Source organism: Candidatus Finniella inopinata, assembly GCF_004210305.1.
Classification (GTDB): Bacteria; Pseudomonadota; Alphaproteobacteria; order Paracaedibacterales; family CAIULA01; genus Finniella; species Finniella inopinata_A.
On sequence record NZ_SCFB01000007.1, the window covers coordinates 135,800 to 162,565 of the forward strand.

The following is a 26,766-nucleotide window of genomic DNA, read 5'->3' on the forward strand; positions in this document are numbered from 1 at the left end:
GATTGAAACACAAGTGCGCCTAAAACGCAAAGTATTTTTGTGCAGGGGTCAGGTATCTCACCCCTTCGGTAAGCACAAAGCCCTTTTAGAATCATATTTTATGAACTCTAAAAGCTCAGCCACGGTTGCGCTGTCTTGAAAATCAACCTCTACCTTTTGAATACGATCTGCAAGAGGCATGATTTTATCACCTTCAAACAAACTTTGGTAGGCAGCCATCAATTGTTGAATAATCTTTGATGAAAAGCCTCGGCGTTTTAAACCCACCAAATTTAAACCATTTAGATACGCGCGCTCACCTAAAACCATTCCAAACGGAATCACATCTTTTTCAACACCCGACATGCCGCCAATAATAGCATGCTCACCAATACGAACATATTGCTGAACAGCTGACAATCCCCCAAGAATCACATAATTACCAATTTGCACATGTCCTGCCAAAGTTGCATTATTGGCCAGAATAACATGATCACCAACCATACAATCATGGGCCACGTGAGAACCCACCATCAGCAAACAATGATTCCCAACCTGGGTTAACATTTTGTCGCCTTTTGTACCGGGCTGGATCGTCACATATTCACGAATCGTTGTGTCGTGACCAATAACTGTCTGCGAAGGTTCGCCATTGTATTTCAAATCTTGCGGGGGGTGACCCAAAGAAGCAAACGGGTAAACCAACGTCCGCTCGCCCAACGTGATATCACCGGCCAGCGAAACATGGGAGACTAATCTAACGCCATCCTTCAGTTTGACCTGTGGACCTAAATGACAATAGGGGCCAATGACGACATCTGCGCCAACCTCTGATCCCCCTTCAACAATCGCCGTCGGATGAATTTTGGCACTTGGATGGACGGTGTTTTGATAAGATGGACTGACGGAAACGTTCATTTATTGATCCATAATCATCGCGGTAAAGGTGGCTTCGTCAGTCAGCGTTTGACCAACCCAAGCTTCACCCTTAAATTTCCAAATTTGCCCACGACTTCTTTCTTTTTTGACACGCAGCTGTAAAACATCCCCTGGAACAACAGGCTTTCGGAACTTTGCTCCCTCTATTGACATAAAATAAACCATGTTGTTGGGCTTTTCAGTGGTTTGATTTTCAGACAGCAAAGTTTTAACAACTAAGGCGCCTGCTGTTTGCGCCATGGCCTCGATAATCAAAACGCCGGGTAAAATGGGATGTTCAGGGAAATGCCCTTGAAAATACCATTCATTCAAAGACACGTTTTTAATGCCAACCGCACTTTGCCCCAACTCCACCTGTTCAATCCGATCAATCAATAAAAATGGATAACGATGGGGAATAAGCTCTTTAATTTCTTGAGCATTAATTGTTAGATTTTGCATGATGTTTTGGGGTCTCAATTGATGAATGGACATAAGATACTTTTTAAACCTTATTTTTGATTAGTCGTTGTACGGCAATCGTTTGTTTGTGCCAATCTCTCACAGGTACAGCGGGTGAACCAGCCACAGTCTCTTTGTCAGCGACATCGCGCATCAAACCACTTTGGGCAGCAATTTTAACACCATGACCAATTTTCAAATGACCAGCGATGCCGACTTGGCCCGCGGCAATCACAAATTTTCCTAACTTTGTGCTGCCTGCAATCCCAACTTGCGCCACCAAAACGCTGTTATCACCAACCTCTACGTTATGGGCAATTTGAACCAGATTGTCAATACGAACACCGTTTCCAATGAGTGTGTCGGCGAAACTTCCCCGATCAATGGTCGTATTGGCACCAATATGTACGTGATTCCCAACGATTACGCGTCCCAGTTGGGGAATATCAAAATGGCCTTTCTCGTCCATATGAAAACCAAAACCCGGCTGACCAATCCGCGCCCCTGGCTTGATATAAACGTGATTACCAAGAATGGCACACCCAACCGTAACATGGGCCTCTAAATGGCAATTATCACCAAGAATTGTTCCTTTTTGAATCACGCAATGGGGACCTATAAAACAGTTGTCACCCACTATGACGTCAGCTTCAATCACCGCGAAGGCACTGACCACGCAATGACGACCAACTTTTGCCGTTGGGTCAATAAAACTATGATCAGAAATTCCTTGATGGTTGGCAAAGGACGGGTAAAACAAACTGGCAATTTTTCCAAAACACCGATAAGGATGATCAACCACCAAACACAGGGTTGATGATGGCACATTCGACGCTTCTTTGGCCGTTATCAAGCACAAACCAGCTTTGGTCTGCTTTAAGTCTTCCAAATATTTGGCATTGTTATAACAACTAACATCTTTTGAATCAGCATCACCTAAAACAGCTACACTTTCAAAGATTCTGTCTTTGTCAAAACCATCGGGGACAACAACGTCCAAATGCTGACAAATCTGTTCCAAACTTAATGGGTTTGATTTTTTAAAGAAACGTGGATCAATCATATCTTGTGCTGACCTAGTTTAAGGATTTCCAATTGTTTAGGGGTTAACTGGGTTGCCTTGATAATATCATCGTCGCTTAAACCCATTTTTAATAGTGTTAAGACGGTTTCTAAATTTGCTTCCTCTCTGCCTTCTTGTCTGCCCTCAGCCCTGCCCTCAGCCCTGCCCTCAGTTCTTCCCCGTTCAATTCCATCATCAATGGCTTGGTCAATGGCGGCGATATAATCAGCCTCTTGCTTTTCGGCCTGTTCATAGGCCATCAGCTCTTGCTCGCTCCAAGAAAAGCGGTTCAGCTCCTCATAGGCTCGGTAAAGGGTGTTGGTGTTTTTCAGCAAATGCTCCACATCTTTTTCAGGCGTACCTTCCCCATGCTTAAAGAAATAAACCCATTTCTCGATCTTGGTGGTGGACTCCTCAAGGCTTTTATCCAGCTTGGGCAATTCCAAAAAGGTAAAGGAAAAGTCTTTCAGATCATGTTCATGGCTGACCTTATCCAAAATAATATGGTCGGATTTATAGGCCTGCTTATCAGGGAACATCACAAAGTTCGTGATGGCCAAGAAAATAACCTCTTTAAGGGTATAGTATTTTCCGGCAACTTTTAGCTGAGAAGCGTACGCCTTCGCTGCATAATATTGGGCGCGTTTCTCAAAACCTTTTTCCTTCGCAACCTGCATCTCAACCACATAGGTATGGCCGTTTTGATCGGTGCACAGGACATCCACAATGCTGGTCTTTCTGGCCGCCACCTCAGGGTCTTGGACAGTCTTTAAAAACGTCACATCCGTAATCGTCGCTTTTTCTTTAAAGGTGATCATGTCGTTCAGGAAATCGATCAGGATGTCCTTGTTCCGTTCGGTGCCAAAGATGCGTCTGAAGGCGACATCATTTTTAGGATCTAAGAATTTGGTTAGCATATGTTACTCTCCGGCTTTACTTTGACGCTAAGTATAGCATAAATTTGGCCTTCAAAAGAAAAATAGAAAAAGAGTTTCATTCCACCGCGGGCAACTTTAAATTCGGCAGAATTTTATCCAGTCGCTTAATCACCTCAGCCGTAATATCCAAAGCTTCTTCATGGTATAAAATAGACCTGGTTTCTTGGATTGTCATGTTCAAAACCAAGTTAAATCCATGCTCTTTAACAATATCTGCAATAACCTGATTGAGAGTTGATTCCACCAAATTTGTTAATAAAGTAAATTGTTTTTCTAATTTCTCTTTTGTTTTTTGTACTTGTTGTTCAAGGCCTGAGATTTTCTTGTCAAATTCCAACTTTTGTTCTGGTTTGGCTTTTGTCTTTTTTAGGCGTTGATGCTCTTCACGAAGACTCGCCTCTTGCTCAAGAATGTCTTTGTGAATACGATTATGTTCTTCCTCTAACAATTCGCGCACTTTTGCAAACGGCAACGACTGAGACTTAATCAAGTTACTATCTACAACAGCCACACGAATGGATTTGGACTCAATCTTGTGCGAATAAAAAACGAAATAAAATGTCGCGGCAATGGTACACACCGCGACACTGAAAACAACAAAAGAGACTCTAAAAAATCGATTCACGTCTCACTCTTAAAAGCGCGTTGAAAAACCAAGCAATATGCGCTGAGTTTTGTCGAATTTCTCTTTTCTAACAGGAAGAGCATAGTCGATACGCAAAGGCCCGAACGGTGATGACCAAGCGATACCTATACCCACTGACTGGCGCATCGTTCTTTTGTCAATGACGGTGCTGCTCGACTTACCAGGACGCCACAGGCTACCCACATCTGTAAAGATAGCGCCGCGAATACCAAACTCTGAAGGCAAGCCAAGTGGGAACATCATTTCTGCGGTTGCTGTCCAATACCGCGTACCACCCAAAGGATCCGTTTCTTGTGTGCTCATATCCCTTGGTCCCAACCCACCATAGGCAAAACCGCGGAAAGAATCGGCCCCTAACATAACGCTGTCTGTGACGCGAATGGTCTTGTTAACACGCTCTACGCCACCCAAAGCACCCTTCAAACCCAAGACGACTTCTTCCAACGGGGAATAATACCAGTTGGCATTCGCATCGTTACGCAAATAGTTAACGCTGCCCCCAAGACCTGCATACGTGTTGCTAAGGCTTAAGATATAACCCGATGTTGGCATGACGCGACTATCCCGTCTGTCATAAGAAATGGTATGAGTCAAGGCAGATGTCAGGGAGTTACCGGCCTGTTGACGAATAATAGGCGATGCGAAGACGGAGATATGATCGACCTTGTCTTGCTTTAAACCATAGTTCCAACCCTGGCTCCAATAATCGCTGAGACGATAACCCAAGCCCAAATTAAAACCGTTCGTTAGCTGATGATAGGCGTTAAAACGCGTAGACCGAACACTAAAAATATCGGCGCTGGCCTGAAGGTTCCGCCCCAAGAAATAAGGCTCGATAATACCAATATCAAAATCCTGACGCTTTTTGGCCACGGTAAAGTCAGCATGCACAACTTGACCTTTTCCACGGAAGTTTCTTTCCACAATCTTTACGTTTGCCAAAGGTCCATCCATCGTTGAATACCCAATAGACAGGCCCAACTCACCCGTAGACTGCTCTTCAACTTTTACAATCAACTGCGCCTGGTCCGGTGCGCTGCCTTGTTCTGTTTCCACCGTAACTGTTTTGAAGTATTGAAGGTCTTTCAAATTCATTTCGGATTGTTTAATTTTGGCTGCATTATAGGCATCCCCTTCATGAAGCATCAGCTCACGACGAATCACATCATCGTGGGTGCGATCATTACCAACCAAAACGATTTTTTCGATATAAACGCGGGGACCTTCTTTGACTTCAAACGTGATATCAACCGTCTGCGTTTCAGGATTTTTGACAACTTTGGGTTCAATGGAAACAAACGCAAACCCTTGTGTTCCTGCGGCATGCGTGATAGCATTCACGCTTTTTTCAATCAGACGGCCACTGAAGGTTTCTTTTTCAGCAAAGGCAATTTCACTGCGCAAAGTTTCCGCCTTGATGCTTGGAATATGCGACACGATATCGACCTTACCAAACGTATACAGTTTACCCTCCTCAACGGTAAAGGTCAGGTAAAAGTCTTTTTGATCGGGGCTTAATTCAGCCACAGCGGACAATATGCGAAAATCGGCATAACCGCTGTCATTATAAAGCTTACGAAGGGTCTGTTGGTCACCGATAAAACGATCGGGGTCATAAACATCATCAACAGCAAAGAAACGGTACCAGCGGGCCCGTTTAGTCAACATATATTCCTCTAACTTTTTCGAGGAAATATGCTTATTGCCAACAAATTGAATCGACCGCACGTACGTGACAGGCCCTTCGTTAATTTCGAAAACCAGGTCAACACGGTTTTCCGGCAACTTGATAATTTTTGGATCAACCCTGGCCCCGAATCGCCCCATACGACGGTAGATTTCTAAGATACGTTGTTGAGCCTCTTGAATGCGCGTCCGAGACAAAACCTCACGGGGGCGCAAGCGAACTTCCTGGGTGATAATGTCGTCTTTTAATTTACTGTTCCCTTCAAAGACAACACGATTAATAATCGGATTTTCTTCAACCTCAACAATCAAAACTTGGCCATTGATTCGCACATGCACATCGATGAAATAACCGGTTGCAAACAAATCCTTTAAGCATTGGTCTAATTTTCCTTGATCTAAGGTCTGGCCAACTTTTGCAGACAAATAGGACAGAACCGTTTCAGACTCAATACGTTGGTTACCCTGGATTTTAATGTCCTTAATCGTAACAGGATCAGCCCACAAGGATTGAGAAAAAATGAATACAAAAGTAAACAGAAAGGCTTTTTTAAACATGACTTAGAACCAACTTTTAATAATGTGAAAAACTTTATAACGAAGCAAATCGTTCCATGTGGCATACAACATGACGGCCGCAACAACCAGAAACCCAGCCAAGAAGATATACTCTTGCGCCTTTACCGACAAGGGCTTTCCTCGTACCATTTCAAGGCCAGCCAAAAGGATGTGCCCTCCGTCCAAAACGGGAATAGGCAAAAGATTGATCAGCCCCAAATTAATGGACAACAGGGCCATCAGCCAAATCACCGATGATATACCGTTCTTTGTGCTTTGCGCTGCCATGTCTCCAATAGACAAGATCCCCCCCAATTCACCGGATCCGCTTTTGCCCGTTACCAACCGCGACAAACTGTTAATGGTTTCCACAGTCAAATCCCAACACAGACTGAGACCGTAAAAAGCCGCCATCAGGGGGTTATGACGAACGTAGTGGGGTTCACCTGGCGCAATTCCTAAACGGGCGATGGTTTTTTTTTCTTGGGTTGCTGTGTCAGTCTCGTAAAAGGATACTGTTTTTGTGAGCTGAGCGCCGGCTCGCTCAATCTGAAAAACGGCATCTTTACCTGTAGATTGGGTAATGGCATGACGCAGCTGATGAAAATCTTCAATGGATGCATCGTCAACCTTCACAATCTTATCACCAACCATAAGTCCCGACTTTTCAGCAAGCATGCCTGGTTCAACTTTACCAATTACAGGCTCCAAAAAAGGAACACCCTTGATGGCAATTAATGCCCATAAAGCCACAACAGCAAAAATCATATTGGCCGCAGGGCCCGCGACAGCGACGGCCATACGTTGCAAAGGGGTCTTACTGTGAAGTGTTTGTGTTTTTTCTTCCTCGCTAAGACCGTCGTCAGCGGACCGGCCGCTGCTGGGGTCAGCATCACCCAACATCTTTACATAGCCGCCCAAAGGAACCAGACTGAAACGCCAGCGTGTTTGATGCCGATCGGTCCATCCAAATAATTCAGGACCAAACCCAATGGAGAAGACAGTCACCTTTACGCCATTTCGACGCGCCACCAAAAAATGGCCCATTTCATGAATAAAAACCAAAATGGTCAGAATAACAAAGAAGGGAAGGAATTTAGCGATGACCCAAGACACAAAAGCATTCCAGCTAGAATATGAAGTTGGGGACAAGGTAGCATTTTCTTTTAACAAAAACCACCCCTTCTGTTTTTACGAAAATATGACTTAATTTTGTGTAAAAAAAAGAGGCGGATCTTGGTCAGCGTGCGTGCGTTTAATATGTTGGTCCATCTTGTTCAAACGTTATAAGTTATTTCGAAGAAGAAGAAGAAGAAGAAGAAGTGGCGGGTTCCAACCTTTTTAAAGCTGCCTCCGCATGAGTGGAAAATTCCCAACAATATCCAGCATTATTATTACTAAAATTTTTTATTTTCTCCCAAGCTTTCTTTGCTAAATCTATTTCTCGAAATCTCTCCAAATCCATCGCAACGCCTTGAAATCTGTAAAGATCGTCTAGCATAGGTTGGGAAGATATGCGATCATATGAATAGAGTTGCCCACCAGCCCCAATCCCTCCTTGACGAGTAATTTGCTCACCTCTTATAGGCATTTTCAATATTTTCTCATACATTTGCTTCGCTAATGCGGATTCATTTAGTTCAATTAGTTTTCTAGCCACGTCACCTAAGACAGGAACAGTGGAATCAAAAGCATTCAGTAATTTGGCTCCCACCTTTTTCCAAGCTTCTATTATCTTTGCATCATTCGTACCCTTTAATAATTCTTCTAACGATTTGGCCGCGGTCTCTAAATCAGAGATCGTTGCATCGGCACGATCTATTACCATTTTATAAAGCTCCACGGCTCGCATTTTTTGTTCAAAGGCATAACAATTGAATGCTACATTGTTCAATTGTTTGGCGGTTAGCTGATTCTTTATCCGCTCAAGAAGTGTTGTTACTAAATCGTCCATCTTCCCTGCTATAAAGAATCTAAGGGCTTCCACAAAATCACCAGTGGTTGCGCTCTCATGGTTCTGTATTTTTACCCCAGCCTGAATTGCTAAATCATACTCTTTATTCCATAGCAAAGCTTCCCCTGCCTTCACTAAATCAGAAGCCATTGCCTCGGGATGTTTTAGAACCTTTACCAAAGCCGCTTTTGAGAGCTCTTTCAGGTTGCAGCGCCGCAACTCCCGCCCTGCAATCATCAACTCAGAAGGCGTTGCCTCAGGATGGTTCATTATCTTTAGCGAAGCTTCCTTAATCACATCAGAATCATTGGGGGGCACATTTCCCAATGCCGTTATTAAATGATCAGGTGTTGCATCGGGACGGCTTATTTGCAGTTCAGCACCTTTTCTAGATACATATTGGTTATTAGAACCAGTAATATCTGAAATATCTTTCAAGAAAGCATCGAAACTTTCAACGCCCAAAGGTGGATAGGCATCGATGTAAGTCACATCGTTTAATGTTGATGTTTTTCCGATATAAACCTTAATGCACTGACGAAATTTCTCTCGGCTTAAGTTTAGGAACATATCATTTGAGCCTCCTGAAACCTTATTTATTTCCGCTAGGGTTTTAATGATGGCATTTTTGCCCTCATCACCTACATGCTTTGCAAGCAACTCGCCCAAACCCTGCCGATATACCTGGTGGTGGGTATAAAGGACACCCTGTATCATATGCTCAGAGGTTAAAGGGGAAGGAGGCTTAGCACCTATTAATAAAAAGCTAGCTCCATCAGCCGCGGCTATTGTGGCTATGTGTGCTTTATACGTTTCTAAATCCACCCCTGCACTGTTGGCCTTTTGTGCCAACTGATCATCAGATAGAATGTTTTCGCGGCCATTCTGCAGCCCCTGATCAAGGTATAGATTGGGTATTATGTTTGCCTCGGCGGGGAAAAAGTAGCGCGTTTTATATATAGATGTATAAATCGCCTCTCTTTCATCCTTCGTTGCTTGCCTGGTATTATCGATACCATATTTACCACCCAGCAAGGCGCAGATTTCCTTGGTAAACTTATATATATTTCTAATCACCTCCTCTATATTGTCACTCTCTGGTTTTGCTAGCTCTTCAAATTTATCTCTTTTTTCTACAAGATCCCAAAACCAAACCATGGCCGGTATCTCTTTTGGCTTATTCAACTCCGAGGCGTTAAGAGGATCTGAAAGTTCCGCTCCGCCATAGCCATAAGGACTGCCAACACAACACACAATCAGCATAACAACACATGGAAATAAGCTATTCATATTTATACCTTCAGATAAAATCAACATAACGAATCTATAATACACAAGCTGCCTAAAAAAAACCAGAAAGTTATACAGTAGCTGAACCGCACAATATAATATAAATTCAAGGGGACGCTTGTTTAAATCAGTTTCTTTCATCAGATACAGGGAAATTCTGGCCATACCGCACCCAAAATGGGGTCCAAAAAAAATTTTGAATACTATTGAATGTCTAATACACTAGTGAAAAATAAACCCAACAACAAAGAGCATTAATGCAATTACTATTTATAAGAAATTTATTTTTATTTGTCTTTTTTACCATCATTAACCTTCAAGGACACACGGCACAAGCCCCAGCTGAACAATCACAACTTGCGAAGTTTCTTGGCGATACCTTCAAAGATGACAAATCAGCGTCGCCTTTCACAAACGCCCCTGATGACTGCAGCCAACTTATAGACGCGGTTGTTAACCATATGCGCGTAGGAGATGACGAACAGTTGCGCAGGCTTTTCTATCAACCCGACGTCAATGCATGGGTGACTTTTTATCAACAGGTCACAAAAAAACAATTTTCAACCGTTGACTTGATCGATTTGTTAGACCAAACCAAATCCAGACTTTTTGCGGCCTATTCAGGGAAAAGTGCCGATGATGACAACGCTTATTTCTATGCCCCCACTTTATTCGACCAACTCATGCAACAAATTTTTGCAGGATGTTGGGGAATTTCTGACCAACCTACACCTGACGATACTATCAATCATTTGAAGAGGATTTATGGTCGGGTTGTTTCTGGGCTGGCTACGGTTCATGAATACTACCCGCTTGGTATTATAAAATCCTTGGAATCCAAAAAAGCACAATCCTCACCAATAGAGACTGCTCATTTCGCAGCCCTGCAAGAATGTGCCGCATCGGTTTATAGCCACTTACGCGCGACATCGGGGGTGGACCCATACTCAGTTGACGATTTTAGGCTATCCACCAACGTATCATTTTTTCTGCCTTCCTTTGAAAAAACCCTTGGGCAAATTCATTATCAAAATCCGTTGTCATGTATTTATGGCCACCCAAATTTCAGAACACTGGCATGGAGTCTTATAAATCCAGAAAAAGAAAACGTTCCGTTTAATGTGCCTGGATTTCACTATTTTGGAACCCCGATATTCCACCCAAGTATTGTTGAGTGGGAAGACACGTATACAAGTTACTGCGGTAACAGCTTTCTGTTCTTTGCAAAGGCCGAAGGATGTTGGTGGATTTGGTCAAAAGAATTTGAGTGGAGCAAAAGGCTTCCCGGATGGAATCCGATTAAAAATAGGCAAGATATTCTTGAGCGCCTAAAAGCCGCCCTTAAGAAAGAATTTGGAACCGCGGAGAATGTTGAACTGGAAAGTGAACAGTTTGATCCTTTTCATTTTTCAACGGCTGTCAAGTTTAAAGGGGAAAATGGTTTCCAGAGAATAGTCTGGTCCACACAAAAACCCGATTGTTCTGTTGAAATTCAGGATTTTGGTGATATTCATTTAGACGGATTTCTTTATCCAACAGGCAAAACTTTAGCTTGGCAGAGTCCTGATAAAAAGTGGCATTTAATGCGTTTTAAGGGCTCTGGTGTCGACCGTTGTTTAGAGTCATTATATCCCCAAGAATATGTTGATATTCTCTCGTATACATATAAATATAAAGAGCGGACTTTGGAGATTAAGACAAAAAAACCAGGCGCAGAGGGATGTGAGTATTGGTCGTACAATACTGACACAGACAGTTGGAAACAGCTTTCTGAAGACGAGCGTGAACTTTCTTCTGATGAAGCGCAGGCATATCTTAAGGCCCAATATCCAGAAATAGGGATAAATTTTTTTAGTTACTCCCCTAACGAAATTTTAACATCACTTTGTGACCCAAAGACTGTTACCCAGGAAAGGTTCGTTATTTTCACCAGGAATCCTGGAGCGCGCACCTATTCTGAACGCCAACTTTTCGTCGCTCAGGCCGACAGCATCGTGTATGTGCCTGGTAATACTCGTGTAGTATCTTACAAAGAGCTAGATGGAAAACTTTGTGCGAAGAAACTTGTTAACGACGTTCTTGAAAATGCATTGCCCCCTCACGAAACTATAGAAAACTGGCACGAAGTTGAATTTAATGGTCATGGTGATCTTCTATTGGCATCACGCGTAACAAACCATGGACGAAAAAGTGAATATTGGACTTTAAAAAACGGCGAATGGCATCTGCTGTACAATGGAGAAAATTTCAAATATTGTCTAAACAAAGTAAATTTCGCCAACACCGACAGGGTGTACAGGTCTTCATATAATGAGGCCGGATTAACATTAGAGCTTTTAAATCCCGATACATTATCCTTTGAACCCACAAACGTACAGAATACACTTGTATCCGTAACAGATCATGAGAGCAGGGATTTTATTGTGTCACAAGAAGATCCGCGTGTTATTGTGGCTGTCAAAGACTACCACAATGGGCTAGCACAATGGAAATTTTTAGATACCAACCTTTCTAAACAATATGACAGCTTTCGTGACAAACTCCAGGCAAAATGGACGGAAGAAGGTAGAGAATTCGCAACTGCTCCTTTAACAGTTTCAGAGTTCAAGCTGAACGATAATCAAATTTGTGAAATAGCTTTTTTCTTCCATCAAAACATGGCCATAAATGGGCTAGCTTCTTTGCAGGGGGAAGAGGTGCTTGTTGAGTGGTCCGAATATTTTGATAAAGTTAATCACACGTTGCATCCGCCTCTTCAAGCTCAAACAGTAAAAGTCGATGGTCATGATGTACCCTATTATTATTTGCCACCCGTTAAAGATAACAATAAAAAAACTCTAATCCTTATGCAAGGTGGCCCTATTGGTTATTATGAAGGAGCCTTCTCAGACATAATCCATTATTATACGCAAAATGGCTGGCAAGTGATCATACCCCAGGAAAGTTTGCGTACTGGATATGGTTGGAAGCATTTTATAAAAGGCATTGGAGAAATGGGACGCAAAAACTTACATCAGCTTCTTCATGTTTTTTACGATGCGAAAGTAAAAGGTTTAATTCCAGACATCAACCAAGTCAGCTTGTATGGCCACAGCTATGGTGGATTTGTTGCCGCATCATTTGCCCTGCGTTGGTCAGAATTGCACAAAGAAGCCGGTCTTGCGGAGGAATTTCATTTCCAATCCATTGTGGCTGATGCTGCATTGGTCAGTTCGGATTCGAACCCTGATGTATCTGCAATAGCCTTACCTGATGATGCATTAGGTAATCCAGCAGATTATTTCCGCAAAATCATGCCTATTAACAGGGTGACAGATCCTTTGTCAGCACCTCTATACCTTGTGCATGGCGTTACTGACGTGCGTTGTTCTGCGGCGTATATAAAAGACTTTAAACAGGCTCTAAAAAAAGCGCGTAAAAATGTCCCTTTATATTTGCATTCTGGCAGACATAACCCTCCAGCGCATCCCTGTTACCCCGAATTTGTGGCCGCCTTAATGGAAGGAAAGCCCACCGGTGAACTTGAAAAAGAGATTGGATTATCCATTGAATAGGCGGATTTCCAACAAAAGTTTTCTGAGATTTCCTACCCTTTTCCCCCTCTTATAAGGTATGAAGTAAGATATAAATAGAATAGCGAAATATAGCCATGTTACCCGAGCCCATCTCTTTCCTACAACCTGTCGAGTTGCCGATTCTGTCGGTGACCGACCTATCGCTTAGTTTGAAACAGCTGGTGGAGGGGCATTTTAGGCGGGTGCGAGTGCGTGGCGAAATTTCTGGGTTCAAGCGTCACACATCGGGCCATGCCTATTTCACCCTAAAAGACCAAGATTCGATCATTGATGCGGTATCTTGGCGGGGCACAAACCTAAAGGCCCCGTTGCAAGATGGCTTGGAAGTTATTGTTACCGGCCGTTTAACAACCTATCCTGGGCGGTCCAAGTATCAAATTGTGGTGGATGGAGCCGAAGCCGCTGGCGAAGGCGCCCTATTAAAGGTACTGCTGGAGAGAAAAGCACGCCTTCAGGCCGAAGGGTTATTTGAACACAAACGCCCCCTGCCCGCTTTTCCCAAGACCATCGGCGTGATCACCTCGGCCACAGGTGCTGTTATCCAAGACATTTTGCACCGCCTGAGTGACCGTTACCCGTGTCACGTTCTGGTGTGGCCAGTTTTGGTTCAGGGACCTGGCGCTGCCGATCAAATCACAGCAGCCATTCGCGGGTTTAACGCCCTTGAGCAAAAACCTGATTTACTGATTGTGGCCAGAGGGGGCGGCAGCCTGGAAGATTTATGGTGCTTTAACGAGGAAAATGTGGTCCGAGCAGCTGCTGCCAGTCAGATCCCCTTGATTTCGGCCGTGGGTCATGAAACCGACACCACACTTATTGACTGGGCCTCTGATCTTAGAGCCCCCACACCAACGGCTGCAGCCGAACTGGCCACGCCTGTTCTTTCGCAGGTCCGTTACACCATCCGGCAACACAGCCAACGGCTTTATAATTTGGTGGATCGTCAATTCACGAACGACAGCCTTCATTTAACCAATCTGGCAAGAGCTTTGCCATCCCCTCAACAAGTCTTGGAACAAACCATGCTGCGGGTCGATGATTGGGGTGACCGACTATCACAGGCCTATGGTGTATTTTTGAATTACAAACATCAATCTTTGGTTTTTCAACGGACCCGTCTGCGTGCCCCGTTGCCGTTATTAGACTCAGGGAACCAGAAAGTGGGTCAATTGGCGGATCGTTTAATATACAGCCAGCAGCAATTTTTGAACCAGCTGATGGATCGTCTGACTTTACAAAGCACCTGTTTAGAGCAGAATTCGTACCAGCGCATCTTGAAACGGGGATTTTCTCTTATCACCGTTGGTGACCATGTGGTCAGCAGCGTGGACTATTTCCGTCAGAACCCCCATGCATCCGTTGATTTGCATTTTTCAGATGGAACGGTAAAAGTCGAAACCAATGCTTTCAGGCCTTAGGCCATGAAATTGATACCACGCTTATTGATTGGCCTCTAATCTCGGGGTACCCACTCTTCTGGGGGAATTTTGGACATTGATTGATAGCATTGGCCCCGGAGGACGCAAGTAGTCAGAAGCAGCCGGACGTCTGCCCGACACAGGACTTTCAATGCCTTTTGGAAACAAACAGGGCGCAGAATCAAAAAACGGCTTTGTTGAGATGTGCCTAGGCGACACCTTGAGGCTGCCTGGAACAATCTGTCCTGAAGGGCTCAAGTTTTCTGATGAACCCGCATGTCTGGCAGATGCCAAATTCTCCTCGACATTGCTTGAAAACACTCTAGGAGAAGAACTCAAACCAAACATTGATATTTCTCTGGGCGATGCTTCCAGATTGTTTGAAAAAGTCTGTCCTGGAAGACTCAAATTTTGTGATGAAACCGCTTGTCTGCTGGATACAATATCGTCCCCAGTAATGCTTGGAAACACACGGGGCGAGGGGACGAAGCGGGGCGTTAATATCATTCTAGAAGAACTTTGTGTATCGGTTGAAGGTCCCTGATCAGGGGATGATTTTTCAACCAAAACCAGTTCAAACCTACCCAAGTGTGGAGGCAAAGGGATTATAGTGCACCGTTCTTTGGGATGAGGCATTTGGCAGTGTCCGCTTGGATTTTTATGCAACCTTTTAATCCCAACACATGACTTATGGTAATCTGAAGATGAGAAACGCGCACCAGACTTTAGAAGCATATGTTCTAATTCTTCACAACTTCCAATTTTACCTCCCCAGTTTGTGAATAAATGAGAATATATAATTTTTAAAGATTCAAGATTATAATCAACGCAACAGGTTACAGCACACATGGCGCCTTTGTATCCCATGTCACGAATTTTTTGTGCAGCCTTAATACCCCCATAGATGTCGACTCTGCAACTTTCATAGGTATTGGGTATTTCTATATCCATCACGATAAGGTCGTAGGGCACCTGGAGCTCTGACAGACAACAAAATAAAGAGGTTGAGATGGATTTCTTATAAAAATCAACGGCATCTTTTCCATTTTTTACCGAATCAAGTGTTATTTGGTAATCTTCTTGGTCATTTAAAGTTTGGACAAATTTTTCGCCCATTCTCCCCATGCCTAACATATCTTCTACCAATAAAATTCTAAATTCTTTTTTGCTGGGCGAGGAAGTATGTGACACAAGATAATCACTCGCATTAGAAATCGAACAAAATAGATAAAAAAATATAAAAAACATACCATTCACAATAAAAAAATTTCTTATATGTATAAAAACTAGTTTTTTTTGTTCAAAAATCAAGCTGTTATGTATAAGTTAAAAACTGGATCTTAATTCATTCAGGGCGCTTCGCTCGACCTAATGTCTCGGATCCATCTGAACCCATTTTTGTTTTTCCAGTATTGGGTAACCTAGCCTTGCTATTAAGAAATGTCTTCTGGATATAAAATAACCTGGTAACTTAACGTCCCTCTTGTTTATTAAAATATTCATCGCTAATGGTGGAGAGGAAATTCGTATTGGCGCATGGTAGAGCCGTCTTCTTGGTTTTCGGCTAAAACACATTCCGCCGCCTGAAGGGGCAGGACTTATAAGAACGGCATCCCTGGCACTTCTTGGCGAATGAATTGGCGGGTTGGATTTCTTGATTTCGGCACTTAATGTTGTTGGGATGGCAGCTTGGTGGAGTGAAAGAGGATTATGAGGTTCAATTTGCTCAGATGCATCTCTCCCGCTGCTTAATGTATCATGCGAAAACTGATCAGTTTTTTTTAAGACAACATCTTTGCAACCGCTTTCTAACTGCATTGGAGTATTGAGTTCAACAAAAACGGTGCTTATGGCGTATTGCCCCTGAGCTAATCTTTCATCCATAGGAGGCCTAAGATCCCCTGGCCTCGGAGTTAAAGGTCTTCCTGGCTTACAGACCACTTCTTGATTGATAACGACTGGCCTCATAACCCTTGGACTAACGATTGGCGTATCGATTGGGGTTTCGTGTGGGATGGAACTGAGACGCTGCCCTGAAGTGCAAAGCATATGTTTCAATTCTTCACAGCTTCTAATCTTGCCTCCCCAGGTTGTGAATAATTCAGGGCATTCAACTTTTAGATTGAAAAGATCTTGGTCAAAATAACATGTTACAGCACACATGGCGCCTTTGTATCCCAGTTTACGAATTTTTCTTGCAGTTTTAAAACCTCCATAAGGGTTCACTGCAAGACTTTCGTGGGTATTGGGTATTTCTATATCCATCACGATAAGGTCGTAGGGCACCTGGGGTTCTGACAGACAACAAAAGAAAGAGGTTGAGATGGATTTCTTATAAGAATCAACGGCATCTTTTCCGTTTTTTACCCAATCAAGAGTTATTTTATAATCTTCTTGGTCATTTAAAGTTTGGACAAATTTTTTGCCCATTCCCCCCATGCCTAAGATATCTTCGACCAATAAAATTCTAAATTCTTTTTTGCTGGGCGGCGATGTATATGGAACAACATAATCACTCGCATTAGAAACCGAATAAAAAAAATAAAAAAATAAAAAAAACATCTTAAACACAATAAAAAGTATCTTTTAAATAAAAAATAGTTTTTTTTGTTCAAAAATCAAGAACATAGAACAGTTTATTTATATACACCAATAGCCTTTCAATTCAACGGTAGGACTGCTGCATGACCGTTGTCACTAAACGGAGTGAAAGTAGATGGAATCTGCTTAGAACTCTGCGCAACTTTTTCTTGGTTAGAAGTTTCTTCTAATTCTGCTTCAAGCATAAACGCGTTATAGGCTTTCATCCTTTCTTTTAAACTCATTCTTCTTGCCTCTAAAAAGCTTGGTGATTTAATTCTTTGGGTTTTTATATTGTCCGATGAAGTACTTGGCGTTCCCGATTTTATTACAATTCGAATTGGGGAATGTTTGTGGCGAATTCTTGTTTTTTGAGAACGTATAATCCCCCTAGTTTCAGGAATTATGATAATGGCCTGCCTAGCGAATCTTTTCGAAGATTTGAAAATTGAGGGTGATATTGCCCGTGATGTTGATTTTAAGTTTTTTGTCACTTCAAGTTGATAGGCAGTCGGTTGTTTAGGAGAAAGGACCCGTCTTACGATGCATTCTGAACCCTGATCAACGGCAGTTGGCATAACCCCATTTTTTACAGACTTATCAAGCTTTGCGAAAACGTCTTTTATGGGAGGACTTCTTAGAGACAAAGAAGAGTTTGCCAGAACGATACCAGAACTCCTTGATGACCCTCGACGTATACTTCGTTCTTTAACAAGGGGGGAAATATCCTGCGCCCTAGGGGTGGGGGGTCTTTTGGAGACGGAGCCTAATTCTGGCTTGGTGAGCACACTACTGAGTTTCAGTGGGGGGGGACGTTGCCCTGAGTGTTGAATCATGTACTCCAACTCATCAGCACTGCTTATCCTACCTCCCCAACTTGCAAACAAAGAGCCCTGTGTGGCCATTAGGAGGTTTGAATCTGCTCCATCATTGATTACTGCGCATACGTACCCTTTATACCCAAGTTTACAAAACGTTGTTACTGTCGAATTCCCCTGTTCAAAGCTGTTCTGAATATTATGGGAGTCCTTAGATATTTGTAGTCCCATGAAAATAAAACTAAAAGGCACTGCCCCTGCTGAACAACAAAAAAAAGGCTTATAAATACTTTTTTTGTACTTATCAATTCCTTCTTGAGAATCACTGGCCCAATCAAGGATTAAACGATAGTTCTTTTTATTTAATGTTTCGACGTATTCACTGATTGGTTTCGCATCTTGGAAGTTGGATTCAATCAACAGAATTCTGGACTGATCTTGCTTATACGGCACAACTTCGCTTGCTAAAGCAAAACACCGAATAGACAAAAAAAGGAATAAATAGAAAAGAACAAAAAACATTTTCTGATACACTAAAAATATTCTATACAGATTAACTGTAAACCTATTTCACAAACACCACAACCTTATAATGAATTTTTTTCACATGTATAGTTTTCATTCCCTATAAATTTAGAAAAACAAATCTGAAAATTAGAGCCGATCACTTCATAGATTTCGAAGCGAAATCGACATAACACCAAGATTGCTTCTTAGCGCGTGAGTTGCTATACCCAATTCAGATCATTTTGCAGGATTTTTATGGCAGAGATTTTACCCAGAAACAAGTTGAGAAATACAGGCATAGCCAGCTATGGAAGGATTTTGAAACGCCGTTTATGGGTAAAAGACCCAACAGAAAAACCTGGGAAATGGTTTGAAATGGGTATATACCTTAAGCACATTTAAGCATTCGTTATAACAATAGGTAAACAGGATATTTCATGACAGCAACATTCAAGTTTGATGGTGAAGCCGTACGCAAATTGGCGGAAATATTGACGGAAACCGGACTTACTGAAATTGAATATGAGGCTGGAGGAAACAGGATTTACGTCTCACGACAACAGATGACGACAGCCGCTGTGAATCACTCCGTCCCTTCTGCGCATCCCGTGTCTGTTGATGCAGCACCTGCGGCACCCGCTGCGGTTGACCCTTCCCAACATCCTGGGACGGTTCGATCCCCCATGGTTGGCACCGCGTACCTGTCACCAGAGCCCAGCGCCCCACCTTTTGTTAAAGTTGGCGATACCGTCTCTTTAGGCCAAACTCTGCTAATTGTTGAGGCCATGAAGGTCATGAACCCCATCAAAGCCCCTACCTCTGGTAAAATAACACACCTATTTGTAAAAGACGCCAGCCCCGTAGAGTACGACGAGCCCCTTTTAGTGATCGAATAGTCTTCGCAATTCAAAAAAAGAGTTAATACTTTGACGCATAAACTGTTTAAAAAAGTTCTGATCGCCAATCGTGGCGAAATAGCCCTGCGCATCCTGCGCGCTTGCCAAGAATTAAAGATTTCAACGGTGGCGGTTCATTCAACGGCCGATGCAGATACGATGCATGTCCGTTTGGCCGATGAAAGCGTTTGTATTGGCCCCGCACCGTCCCGTCAAAGTTATTTAAATATCCCAGCCATCCTCAGTGCGGCCGAGGTCACAGGTGCTGATGCGATTCACCCCGGTGTGGGATTTTTATCGGAAAACGCGACCTTCGCCACCATGATCGAAGAACACGGTATGACGTTTATTGGCCCATTTCCCGAACATATCAGCAGCATGGGCGATAAAATTACAGCCAAGAAAACCATGATCGATCTGGGTATTCCTGTGGTTCCGGGATCGGACGGATCTGTCGATACCGAAGAACAGGCCATAGAGATGGCAACAAAAATCGGTTTCCCGGTCTTGATCAAAGCCACATCTGGTGGTGGTGGCAAGGGCATGAAAGTTGCTAAAACGGCCGACGAAGTTGTCAACGCCTTTCAATTGGCTAGAAGCGAAGCCAAGGCCAACTTTGGCGATGACCAGGTTTACATGGAACGGTATTTGCAAAAACCCCGCCATATTGAAGTTCAGATTTTGGCTGACTCCTATGGAAATGTGGTGCATCTGGGCGAACGGGATTGTTCCTTGCAACGGCGCCACCAAAAGGTATGGGAAGAAGCCCCTTCCCCAGGCCTTACAACCGCCCAAAGAACCCACTTAGGTGAAATTGTAACCAAGGCCGTTGGCAAGATGGGCTATCGCGGCGCTGGGACCCTTGAATTTTTATTTGAAAATGGTGAATTTTTCTTTATGGAAATGAACACCCGCATTCAAGTTGAGCACCCCATTACTGAAATGGTAACGGGTATTGATTTGGTGAAAGAACAGATCAGAGTCGCCGCTGGCTTCCCTTTGTCTTTTACCCAAAAGGACATAACTTTTAACGGCTGGGCGATTGAATGCCGCGTCAATGCCGAGGACGCTCAGAGCTTTATCCCCTCACCAGGAAAGGTGAACAGCTACCATGCGCCCGGTGGATTTGGCATTCGCGTTGACAGCCACCTGTATCAGGGATACACAGTGCCTCCACATTACGACAGCATGGTCGCCAAGTTAATTGCCCATGGCAAGACGCGCGAGGAATGCCTGAGCCGTCTGGAACGCGCATTAGGCGAGTATGTGATTGATGGCATCAAGACCACGTTGCCCTTGCACCTTAAATTGGTGGGTTCTTCTGATATTAAGGATGGTCAGTACGATATTCATTGGCTAGAGAAGAATCTTGAGACAACGCTAAAATAAGCTCACGAGAAGACCTCAAAATTTACTATTTGTTAATCTTTTAACCCTACTTACTTCCCAAACGCCTTTGTTTGGGGAATTTGTATGGTTTTGCGCCTTTTCGTTGAGTTATTGATCTTATTTGCCATAGCATTTTCCCTTAAAGCGGCAGATTCCAATCCAAAGGATTCACCTTTCAGTTATTTTAAAGATAAGCCCTGGGTCGATTTAAGGCCCAGCCAGGAATATTTTGGTGTTGCTCCCTTTGAAACGGCGCCTGCAGCCCCTGATATTAATTCGCTGCGCATAACCATTGATGCTTACCATTCAGTTAAAAAGATAGACAAAAAATTATTACCGGTCCGTTTAAATCATCTAAAAACAATCCAAGAAAATGTCGAAAAACTTTTAGAAACGCATCCCAAAAGTAGGGAGGGCCTTATCCAGGAAAATTCCCCCTGGCGATGGAACGAACTGAAAAAGCACGTCGATAACCGCCATTTGTATTTAAGCCAACTTTATAAATTGGAATCAAAAACCCCGTCAGAAATCTTTAAAAGTCGTCTACTGCCCTCTTTTTGGGGCAATAATAATGTGGCCCGTGGTCTAATTGCCGCTGCCATCGGTTGCGAAGATATAGATCCCTGTCATCGACAAATTGGCCCCTTATACTACCAATGGTACCGGGGGCTAACACCAACGGACCCCAGTTATTTCATGTGGCTGGAGGGGCAAGAAACACAAACAATGAAGCTTCGGAATTTACATGACTTAGAGACCATTCATTCAAGCACACAAACGATATATCAGGAGGGTGGATTGGTATTAAATTCGAAAAACAACCCTCTTGAGGGCAATTACTTATATGTTCTGGATCTTACTAAAAATTTTCATGTGTACCCAACAGACCTGGCAGTAGCCCGAAAAACAACTCAAGAACAAAAAACCAACAACGAACTTGATTTTTGGCGAACCATATCGCTGTCAAAGCACAATCAATTTTTGAATGGTGAAGCTGTCATCTGTGCAGGTGAATGCACACTTGCAAAAGGAAAAATTCTTGAAATTGACAACAACAGCGGTCATTACCGTCCGTCGCCTTACAATTTAAAACAATCTGTCGAGATACTGCACCAGCATCATGTGATAAGCCCTGCTGGTAAAGTCACCATCAAAAATGGTTTGGAAATTATTAAAATGAATGTCAGTGATTTTTTAAACTTTAAGCCAATCATACGAACGGCTTATACGTCTGAAGCGCTTAACCAAATGTCAGCTGACACTTTAAAAAAGAACCTGGAAATAACCCGAAGACACCAAGCTGCTCGTATTCTACAAAAAGCTTGGAAACAAAAAACCCGTTGCTCATAAAAACAACGGGTTCCACAAAAAGTATGATACTTAACGGTTAGTTAATAACGGTTATAGCAACACGGTTCTGTGCATGAGCTTCTTCTGTATCGCCCATAACTTCTAACTTCTCTTTACCATAAGACATTGTCTTCAGACGGTTTGTATCAACACCTAAACCAACCAAGGCTTTTTTAGCGGCATCCGCACGACGCGCACCCAATGCCATGTTGTATTGTGATGTTCCACGTGCGTCGGTCTTACCCTCTACAGTGGCTGATGTTGTGCCATAAGTCTTCAACCAAGCTGCTTGAGCTTCTAGAACTTTTTTCGCATCAGCAGATACAGCTGACTTGTCATAAGCGAAGAAAACCCGGTCTTTGATGTTGTTTTTGAAATCACCGGCTGTGCCTGGCGCAGCTGCTGTTCCAACGTTTACATTTTGTGAATCAGTTGCAGTTTCGCAAGCTGTCAAAAGCAATGCGGCTGCTAATACGGGGAATAATATCTTTTTCATTTAAAAATCCTATTAATTAAAACAAATTTGCTGTTAACAGCATAACCATATTAACGGTAACAAACAAAGGGAATTTAGGAAAGAACGTAAAAAAGGTTTTGGCAAAAGGATTATTTGAAGCTGTAGGGAAAAAGCCACACATTACTTTTGATCATAACTGTTGGCGATTAAACACGTGCTGTTGCTTTATCTTACTTTGTAACAGCAAAATACCGTACAACAAAGCTTCCGCTGTGGGTGGACACCCTGGCACATAAATATCAACGGGCACAATCTGGTCACACCCTCTGACAACAGAATATGAATAATGGTAGTACCCCCCTCCATTGGCACAACTGCCCATGGAAATCACCCAACGAGGCTCTGGCATTTGATCATAAACTTTCCTAAGCGCCGGGGCCATTTTATTGGTCAAGGTTCCAGCCACAATCATCACATCAGACTGGCGGGGACTGGGGCGGAATACCACCCCAAAACGGTCTAAATCATATCGGCTGGCGGCAGTATGCATCATCTCGACGGCACAACAGGCCAAACCAAATGTCATAGGCCATAAAGAACCACTTTGTGCCCACGCAGCCAACTTATCCATTTGGGTCAGCAAAAAACCCTTTTCGTCAATTTCTTGCCTAATTGTTTGAAAAAGTGCGCCTTCATTTTGAAGCTCGGCTGACAGATAAGGTTTTAGATCTTCTAAAGACGATTTCAATCCCATTCTAACGCTCCCTTACAATATTCATATACAAAACCCAACGTCAGGACGCCAAGGAATAAGACCATCGACCAAAATCCAAACAGTCCCAACTTTCTAAGACAAATGGCCCACGGGAATAAAAAAGCAATTTCCAGGTCAAATATGATAAATAGAATCGCTACCAGATAAAACTGCACATTAAAACGCCCCCGGGCATTTTGGCTGGGCTGGTCAAAGGTTTCGAAACCGCATTCATACGAAGAAGACTTTTGAGCATAGGCGTTTCTTTTGCTGCGCCAGGTGGAAACAGCCATCATCACCAGGGATAGAGCGAACCCCAGCCCTAAAAACAGCAAAATCGGAAGATAATCGGCGAAATCAATCATATACCCAATTTCTGGCTTTTAAAGTAGGTTGTCAAGAGCAGAATCATCTCATCATAGAGGGTGACTTTATCAGACACGCCATTATAATTTAGATTATAATTTTATTAAAATAAAAAGAATATACCCCAGGAGGTGCGACATACCCATCCATGGCGATTGCACTGACATCTCCTCAGCCTAGTTTTTAAAATTACGGTTTCTGCTATTTCCCAAACTTTTGTAGATTGATTTGATTTTGTAGGTTTTGAGAGATCTACTTCCTGTTTTTTTTATTTTTAGACACTATCCTCCCCTTTAAAAGACTTACCGTTTATATCAGTCAATCCGCTCAAACGCGCTTTAAATTGTGGTCAGCGGTTAGAATTTTCAATAAGTATTTGTTGTCCCAGCCTGCTACCTTCCGTCGACAGCTCACCCCTCGTTTATTCGTTTTTTCTTGCTTGAGTAGATTCAAAGCAATACGTCTCATGACAGCCAAATTCTTGGCCGCGTGGCCAACATGCACCTGGTTATGGTCTTCCCTAAAACCTACATCCAAAGACCAGTGCAGGTTAATTTCTATGTTCCAGTGTTTTCTGACAGCAACCATAAACTGATCAATATTTTCATAGGCTAAACTTGTTAGAAAGTAGCGGGTACTACGCTCAACCTGATTATTAGTTGTGCGTGTTGTTTCAAGCATGCCAACACCCTTTAACCCAGGCCAACGAAGTTGAAATACTGCCGGATCGCGTGCTGATACTAATGTATAGCGACGTGTTTCTATGCGACCATGATCATGGATCTTCTCTACTTTCCGTCGATTAAGCATCTTCTTGTACTGACGTGATTCTCCTATATGGAAAATTGCCTTGACCATTTCATGAAGCTTCGGTTGATTATCTTTTAGAGCTAATACGTAGTCTGCACCTTGAATTAAGATCTCTTCAGCAATTGACTGCTGACAACCCATGGCGTCAATGGTGACTGTACTACCAGTAACATCAATCATCTTGAGTAATTTTGGAATGGCTGTAATTTCATTGGATTTTTCATCCGTTTTAACTTGCCCTAAAAGAAGACTTTGATTGCTTGCCCAGGCACTTACAATGTGTAGGGCTTTTTTCTCTTTTCTTCTGTTGCCAGAACCCCGTAGCGTTTTTCCATCAATAGCAATAATCTCAGAATTAACATCGATAGAGAGTGACTTGATCCATGCATAAAAGCAGGATTCAAATTGCTCTGGGTCAAGTATGGAAAACACACGGCCAAAAGTATCATGAGATGGCACACCATTAGGCAGCTCGAGAAATGTTGATAACCAATCGTATTTGGCTTTGCCAAATTCACTAATATCAACCCAGTTATCAGCGCCACAAATTGTGGCCAATATTGTTATTACCAAGATATCGTGCAATTTGTGAAGCTTGTTGTGGTTATCAATACGAGGATCGGCAAGAGGTTCAAAATGTTTGAGGAAAGTATCTGATAACTGCATCCCTGTTTCCTTTTTCTTTATTGAGAAAAAAGAATAATAACAACGGATAGAACAGCAGAAAAGCCGAATAAAAAATTAGGAAATAATTTTTAGAATACTAAACTAATTTTCAGTGCAATCGCCATGCATACCCATCGCCTTGAAACGCCAAAGACGATGAATACCCCAAAAACTGCCAAAGACATTATAAGCCCACTTAGGACAGCTTTCTGGGCAAGAAGGAGCACCAGGAAGAGAACGAATAGGGGAATCCGATTTGTATCTTCTTGGGTTTAGTGATCGGGCCCATGATCCCGTCGGTATTCCTTTTCCTTCTAAAATCCCTACACCCCATGTTTATAAAGATCTTGCAGGTCGACTGGATCAACCAACACCCAGTTTCTAAACCTGCTCAGTAAGTTACAATTCAGTTAAAACAAGGGAATTGGAGGGGAAGTCATGAACCCCTCTATTTTCTAATTATTCAACAGAACTTCTTGGCAGGCTTACATCCTAAGGCTTTTGGAGATCAAGTATTATTGCGACACTCAGCTTAGAATTAGTTGGAAGAATCCCACGTATTAACTGGTAAGCAGATTCTAATTCTTTATTCCTAGCTTCCTCTCCTGAAAATGTCATTCCCTTCAAATATTTTTCCGCCAGATTTTTCTGAATTTCTTGAGCTGTTTTTGGTCCTTTCGCAAAGAGTTCGCCACAGCCTATATACATTTTTAAACCCTTAAGATTGTATCCAACAAAAAAAAGATATTCCCCTCTAAAAGTGCCTGCTGGATGTACAGCTAGATACTGAGGATGTCCTTCAAAATAAATATGGTCTCCCGGTTTTATACCCCTTGCCCCTTCTTGTAGAGGCTCCATTGTGTGTCCTTTTGCCAATTCCATTGCGAGTTGTTGTTTGTAATCGTCCACAAAAAATGGCCTACCTTGTGATTGCAGCTCAGCCCGTCGTAACTCTCTCTTCTCTTGAACATGTTTGATACGTGTAGACTTAAGGAACTCATTTTTAGACTCGGGGAAAAATTTCTCTATCAAAGCATATATGGCAAATCCAGAAGCAATCGTGCAGTCACAATGGTATTTTTCTTTGCCTCTGATATCATCAAGTGCCTTTGAAAGATCTCTATCTAAAACGGGAACTAAATATTCATAATTAGTTCCTGTAATAGACTGCCAATTATTGCCAGGTATAACGTAATTCTTCTTTTCAAGGGAAGCATCAATAGAAATTGTATTTCTATTGATTTGAAAGTATATATCAAGAAGCGTGTCAGCTGCTAACTCTCTTAATTCGTATTCTCTCTGGATGAACTCATCTTGGGTCATATTCAATGACTTTAGGGTTTCAGCATCATATACCTCAGGTTCTTTCTCTGCCGCAGACATGAATTTCAACGGCTTCACGATGGTAAGGCCAAGGCTTTTGAATGTGGGCACTCCATCATTCGATGCAATTTGATGCGATGCTGCAACGGATGCCCCAGCTTGTGGTATTTCTAGAGGTATCGCCAAAAGAAACGATATTAATGCGTGCTTAAACACATTCGCCCTTATATGTTCTAGTTTTTGCAATATATTCTTCATAGAGATAATATTCATCTAAATCAACACCAGGCACAAAAAAACCACCATTGTTGATTATCACAAGGTGGTTTTAGTAAATTGTGTGTGGTCTTTTGTAGATTTGGC

General features: G+C 42.7%; 22 protein-coding genes. 6 read left to right on the forward strand and 16 right to left on the reverse strand.

What is annotated here, in order from left to right; all coding sequences use genetic code 11:
- Window positions 1–57: 57 nt before the first annotated feature.
- From lpxA to EQU50_RS06530, 8 genes are all read right to left on the reverse strand, one after another.
- Entirely contained in the window at window positions 58–897 is an 840-nt protein-coding gene (gene lpxA / locus EQU50_RS06495; RefSeq protein WP_130154321.1) for an acyl-ACP--UDP-N-acetylglucosamine O-acyltransferase, read from the reverse strand.
- Window positions 898–1,392, reverse strand: coding sequence for a 3-hydroxyacyl-ACP dehydratase FabZ (fabZ, locus tag EQU50_RS06500; protein ID WP_130154322.1), 495 nt, complete (start codon window positions 1,390–1,392; stop codon window positions 898–900).
- Window positions 1,393–1,402: 10 nt separating this feature from the next.
- Window positions 1,403–2,422 (reverse strand): UDP-3-O-(3-hydroxymyristoyl)glucosamine N-acyltransferase, encoded by a 1,020-nt coding sequence (gene lpxD / locus EQU50_RS06505; RefSeq protein WP_130154323.1) that lies wholly within the window; start codon window positions 2,420–2,422, stop codon window positions 1,403–1,405.
- The gene (locus EQU50_RS06510; RefSeq protein ID WP_130154324.1) at window positions 2,419–3,339 is read right to left on the reverse strand and encodes an Rpn family recombination-promoting nuclease/putative transposase; all 921 of its coding nucleotides are present in this window, start codon (window positions 3,337–3,339) and stop codon (window positions 2,419–2,421) included. The genes lpxD and EQU50_RS06510 overlap by 4 nt, the downstream gene beginning before the upstream one ends.
- Before the next feature lie 76 nt (window positions 3,340–3,415).
- Window positions 3,416–3,985: an OmpH/Skp family outer membrane protein gene (locus tag EQU50_RS06515; protein WP_130154325.1), complete on the reverse strand. Its 570-nt coding sequence runs from the start codon at window positions 3,983–3,985 to the stop codon at window positions 3,416–3,418.
- Between the two features lie 9 nt (window positions 3,986–3,994).
- Window positions 3,995–6,250: an outer membrane protein assembly factor BamA gene (bamA, locus tag EQU50_RS06520; RefSeq protein WP_130154326.1), complete on the reverse strand. Its 2,256-nt coding sequence runs from the start codon at window positions 6,248–6,250 to the stop codon at window positions 3,995–3,997.
- 3 nt (window positions 6,251–6,253) lie between these two features.
- Window positions 6,254–7,423, reverse strand: coding sequence for an RIP metalloprotease RseP (rseP, locus tag EQU50_RS06525; protein WP_130154327.1), 1,170 nt, complete (start codon window positions 7,421–7,423; stop codon window positions 6,254–6,256).
- A gap of 118 nt (window positions 7,424–7,541) precedes the next feature.
- A complete protein-coding gene (locus EQU50_RS06530) occupies window positions 7,542–9,635 on the reverse strand; it encodes a hypothetical protein (RefSeq protein ID WP_130154328.1) in 2,094 nt (697 codons plus the stop codon).
- 116 nt (window positions 9,636–9,751) lie between these two features.
- On the opposite strand from EQU50_RS06530, the gene EQU50_RS06535 reads away from it, so the two are divergent.
- Window positions 9,752–13,048: an alpha/beta hydrolase family protein gene (locus tag EQU50_RS06535; protein ID WP_130154329.1), complete on the forward strand. Its 3,297-nt coding sequence runs from the start codon at window positions 9,752–9,754 to the stop codon at window positions 13,046–13,048.
- Window positions 13,049–13,143: 95 nt separating this feature from the next.
- Window positions 13,144–14,487, forward strand: a complete 1,344-nt coding sequence (gene xseA / locus EQU50_RS06540; RefSeq protein WP_130154330.1) for an exodeoxyribonuclease VII large subunit — start codon at window positions 13,144–13,146, stop codon at window positions 14,485–14,487.
- Between the two features lie 21 nt (window positions 14,488–14,508).
- Here xseA and EQU50_RS06545 read toward each other — a convergent pair whose 3' ends face one another.
- From EQU50_RS06545 to EQU50_RS06555, 3 genes are all read right to left on the reverse strand, one after another.
- On the reverse strand, window positions 14,509–15,678 hold the full coding sequence (locus EQU50_RS06545) for a response regulator (protein ID WP_130154331.1): 1,170 nt from the start codon (window positions 15,676–15,678) through the stop codon (window positions 14,509–14,511).
- A 177-nt stretch (window positions 15,679–15,855) separates the two neighbouring features.
- Entirely contained in the window at window positions 15,856–17,049 is a 1,194-nt protein-coding gene (locus EQU50_RS06550) for a response regulator (RefSeq protein ID WP_130154332.1), read from the reverse strand.
- A gap of 98 nt (window positions 17,050–17,147) precedes the next feature.
- Window positions 17,148–17,645, reverse strand: coding sequence for a hypothetical protein (locus EQU50_RS06555; RefSeq protein WP_130154333.1), 498 nt, complete (start codon window positions 17,643–17,645; stop codon window positions 17,148–17,150).
- A gap of 1,184 nt (window positions 17,646–18,829) precedes the next feature.
- Here EQU50_RS06555 and accB point away from each other — a divergent pair.
- From accB to EQU50_RS06570, 3 genes are all read left to right on the forward strand, one after another.
- Window positions 18,830–19,288 (forward strand): acetyl-CoA carboxylase biotin carboxyl carrier protein, encoded by a 459-nt coding sequence (gene accB / locus EQU50_RS06560; protein ID WP_130154334.1) that lies wholly within the window; start codon window positions 18,830–18,832, stop codon window positions 19,286–19,288.
- 42 nt (window positions 19,289–19,330) lie between these two features.
- Entirely contained in the window at window positions 19,331–20,677 is a 1,347-nt protein-coding gene (accC, locus tag EQU50_RS06565) for an acetyl-CoA carboxylase biotin carboxylase subunit (protein WP_130154343.1), read from the forward strand.
- Window positions 20,678–20,761: 84 nt separating this feature from the next.
- Window positions 20,762–22,027, forward strand: coding sequence for a hypothetical protein (locus tag EQU50_RS06570; protein WP_130154335.1), 1,266 nt, complete (start codon window positions 20,762–20,764; stop codon window positions 22,025–22,027).
- A 37-nt stretch (window positions 22,028–22,064) separates the two neighbouring features.
- Here EQU50_RS06570 and EQU50_RS06575 read toward each other — a convergent pair whose 3' ends face one another.
- The 4 genes from EQU50_RS06575 to EQU50_RS06590 form a co-directional block, all read right to left on the reverse strand.
- A complete protein-coding gene (locus tag EQU50_RS06575; RefSeq protein WP_130154336.1) occupies window positions 22,065–22,523 on the reverse strand; it encodes an OmpA family protein in 459 nt (152 codons plus the stop codon).
- 151 nt (window positions 22,524–22,674) lie between these two features.
- Entirely contained in the window at window positions 22,675–23,238 is a 564-nt protein-coding gene (locus EQU50_RS06580) for a NuoB/complex I 20 kDa subunit family protein (protein WP_130154337.1), read from the reverse strand.
- Entirely contained in the window at window positions 23,229–23,603 is a 375-nt protein-coding gene (locus tag EQU50_RS06585; protein ID WP_130154338.1) for an NADH-quinone oxidoreductase subunit A, read from the reverse strand. The genes EQU50_RS06580 and EQU50_RS06585 overlap by 10 nt, the downstream gene beginning before the upstream one ends.
- A 328-nt stretch (window positions 23,604–23,931) precedes the next feature.
- The gene (locus EQU50_RS06590; RefSeq protein ID WP_130153184.1) at window positions 23,932–25,080 is read right to left on the reverse strand and encodes an ISAs1 family transposase; all 1,149 of its coding nucleotides are present in this window, start codon (window positions 25,078–25,080) and stop codon (window positions 23,932–23,934) included.
- Between the two features lie 256 nt (window positions 25,081–25,336).
- Here EQU50_RS06590 and EQU50_RS08585 point away from each other — a divergent pair, with 256 nt between their 5' ends.
- Window positions 25,337–25,465, forward strand: a complete 129-nt coding sequence (locus EQU50_RS08585; protein WP_277986313.1) for a hypothetical protein — start codon at window positions 25,337–25,339, stop codon at window positions 25,463–25,465.
- A 107-nt stretch (window positions 25,466–25,572) separates the two neighbouring features.
- Here the strand turns inward: EQU50_RS08585 and EQU50_RS06595 are convergent, their stop codons facing one another.
- Window positions 25,573–26,676 carry a hypothetical protein gene (locus tag EQU50_RS06595; protein ID WP_130154339.1) on the reverse strand — a complete coding sequence of 368 codons (1,104 nt, stop codon included), beginning with the start codon at window positions 26,674–26,676 and terminating at the stop codon, window positions 25,573–25,575.
- Window positions 26,677–26,766: the final 90 nt, after the last annotated feature.

Bases quoted from the DNA above. Each gene is read 5' to 3' on its own strand.
- accB (WP_130154334.1), top strand. From the start codon at position 18,830: ATGACAGCAACATTCAAGTTTGATGGTGAAGCCGTACGCAAATTGGCG.
- EQU50_RS06550 (WP_130154332.1), bottom strand. From the start codon at position 17,049: ATGTTTTTTTTATTTTTTTATTTTTTTTATTCGGTTTCTAATGCGAGT.
- EQU50_RS06575 (WP_130154336.1), bottom strand. From the start codon at position 22,523: ATGAAAAAGATATTATTCCCCGTATTAGCAGCCGCATTGCTTTTGACA.
- EQU50_RS06585 (WP_130154338.1), bottom strand. From the start codon at position 23,603: ATGATTGATTTCGCCGATTATCTTCCGATTTTGCTGTTTTTAGGGCTG.
- EQU50_RS06555 (WP_130154333.1), bottom strand. From the start codon at position 17,645: ATGCCAACTGCCGTTGATCAGGGTTCAGAATGCATCGTAAGACGGGTC.
- EQU50_RS06590 (WP_130153184.1), bottom strand. From the start codon at position 25,080: ATGCAGTTATCAGATACTTTCCTCAAACATTTTGAACCTCTTGCCGAT.
- lpxD (WP_130154323.1), bottom strand. From the start codon at position 2,422: ATGATTGATCCACGTTTCTTTAAAAAATCAAACCCATTAAGTTTGGAA.
- EQU50_RS06530 (WP_130154328.1), bottom strand. From the start codon at position 9,635: ATGAAAGAAACTGATTTAAACAAGCGTCCCCTTGAATTTATATTATAT.
- bamA (WP_130154326.1), bottom strand. From the start codon at position 6,250: ATGTTTAAAAAAGCCTTTCTGTTTACTTTTGTATTCATTTTTTCTCAA.
- EQU50_RS06535 (WP_130154329.1), top strand. From the start codon at position 9,752: ATGCAATTACTATTTATAAGAAATTTATTTTTATTTGTCTTTTTTACC.
- EQU50_RS06510 (WP_130154324.1), bottom strand. From the start codon at position 3,339: ATGCTAACCAAATTCTTAGATCCTAAAAATGATGTCGCCTTCAGACGC.
- fabZ (WP_130154322.1), bottom strand. From the start codon at position 1,392: ATGTCCATTCATCAATTGAGACCCCAAAACATCATGCAAAATCTAACA.
- EQU50_RS06595 (WP_130154339.1), bottom strand. From the start codon at position 26,676: ATGAATATTATCTCTATGAAGAATATATTGCAAAAACTAGAACATATA.
- EQU50_RS06580 (WP_130154337.1), bottom strand. From the start codon at position 23,238: ATGGGATTGAAATCGTCTTTAGAAGATCTAAAACCTTATCTGTCAGCC.
- xseA (WP_130154330.1), top strand. From the start codon at position 13,144: ATGTTACCCGAGCCCATCTCTTTCCTACAACCTGTCGAGTTGCCGATT.
- lpxA (WP_130154321.1), bottom strand. From the start codon at position 897: ATGAACGTTTCCGTCAGTCCATCTTATCAAAACACCGTCCATCCAAGT.
- EQU50_RS06570 (WP_130154335.1), top strand. From the start codon at position 20,762: ATGGTTTTGCGCCTTTTCGTTGAGTTATTGATCTTATTTGCCATAGCA.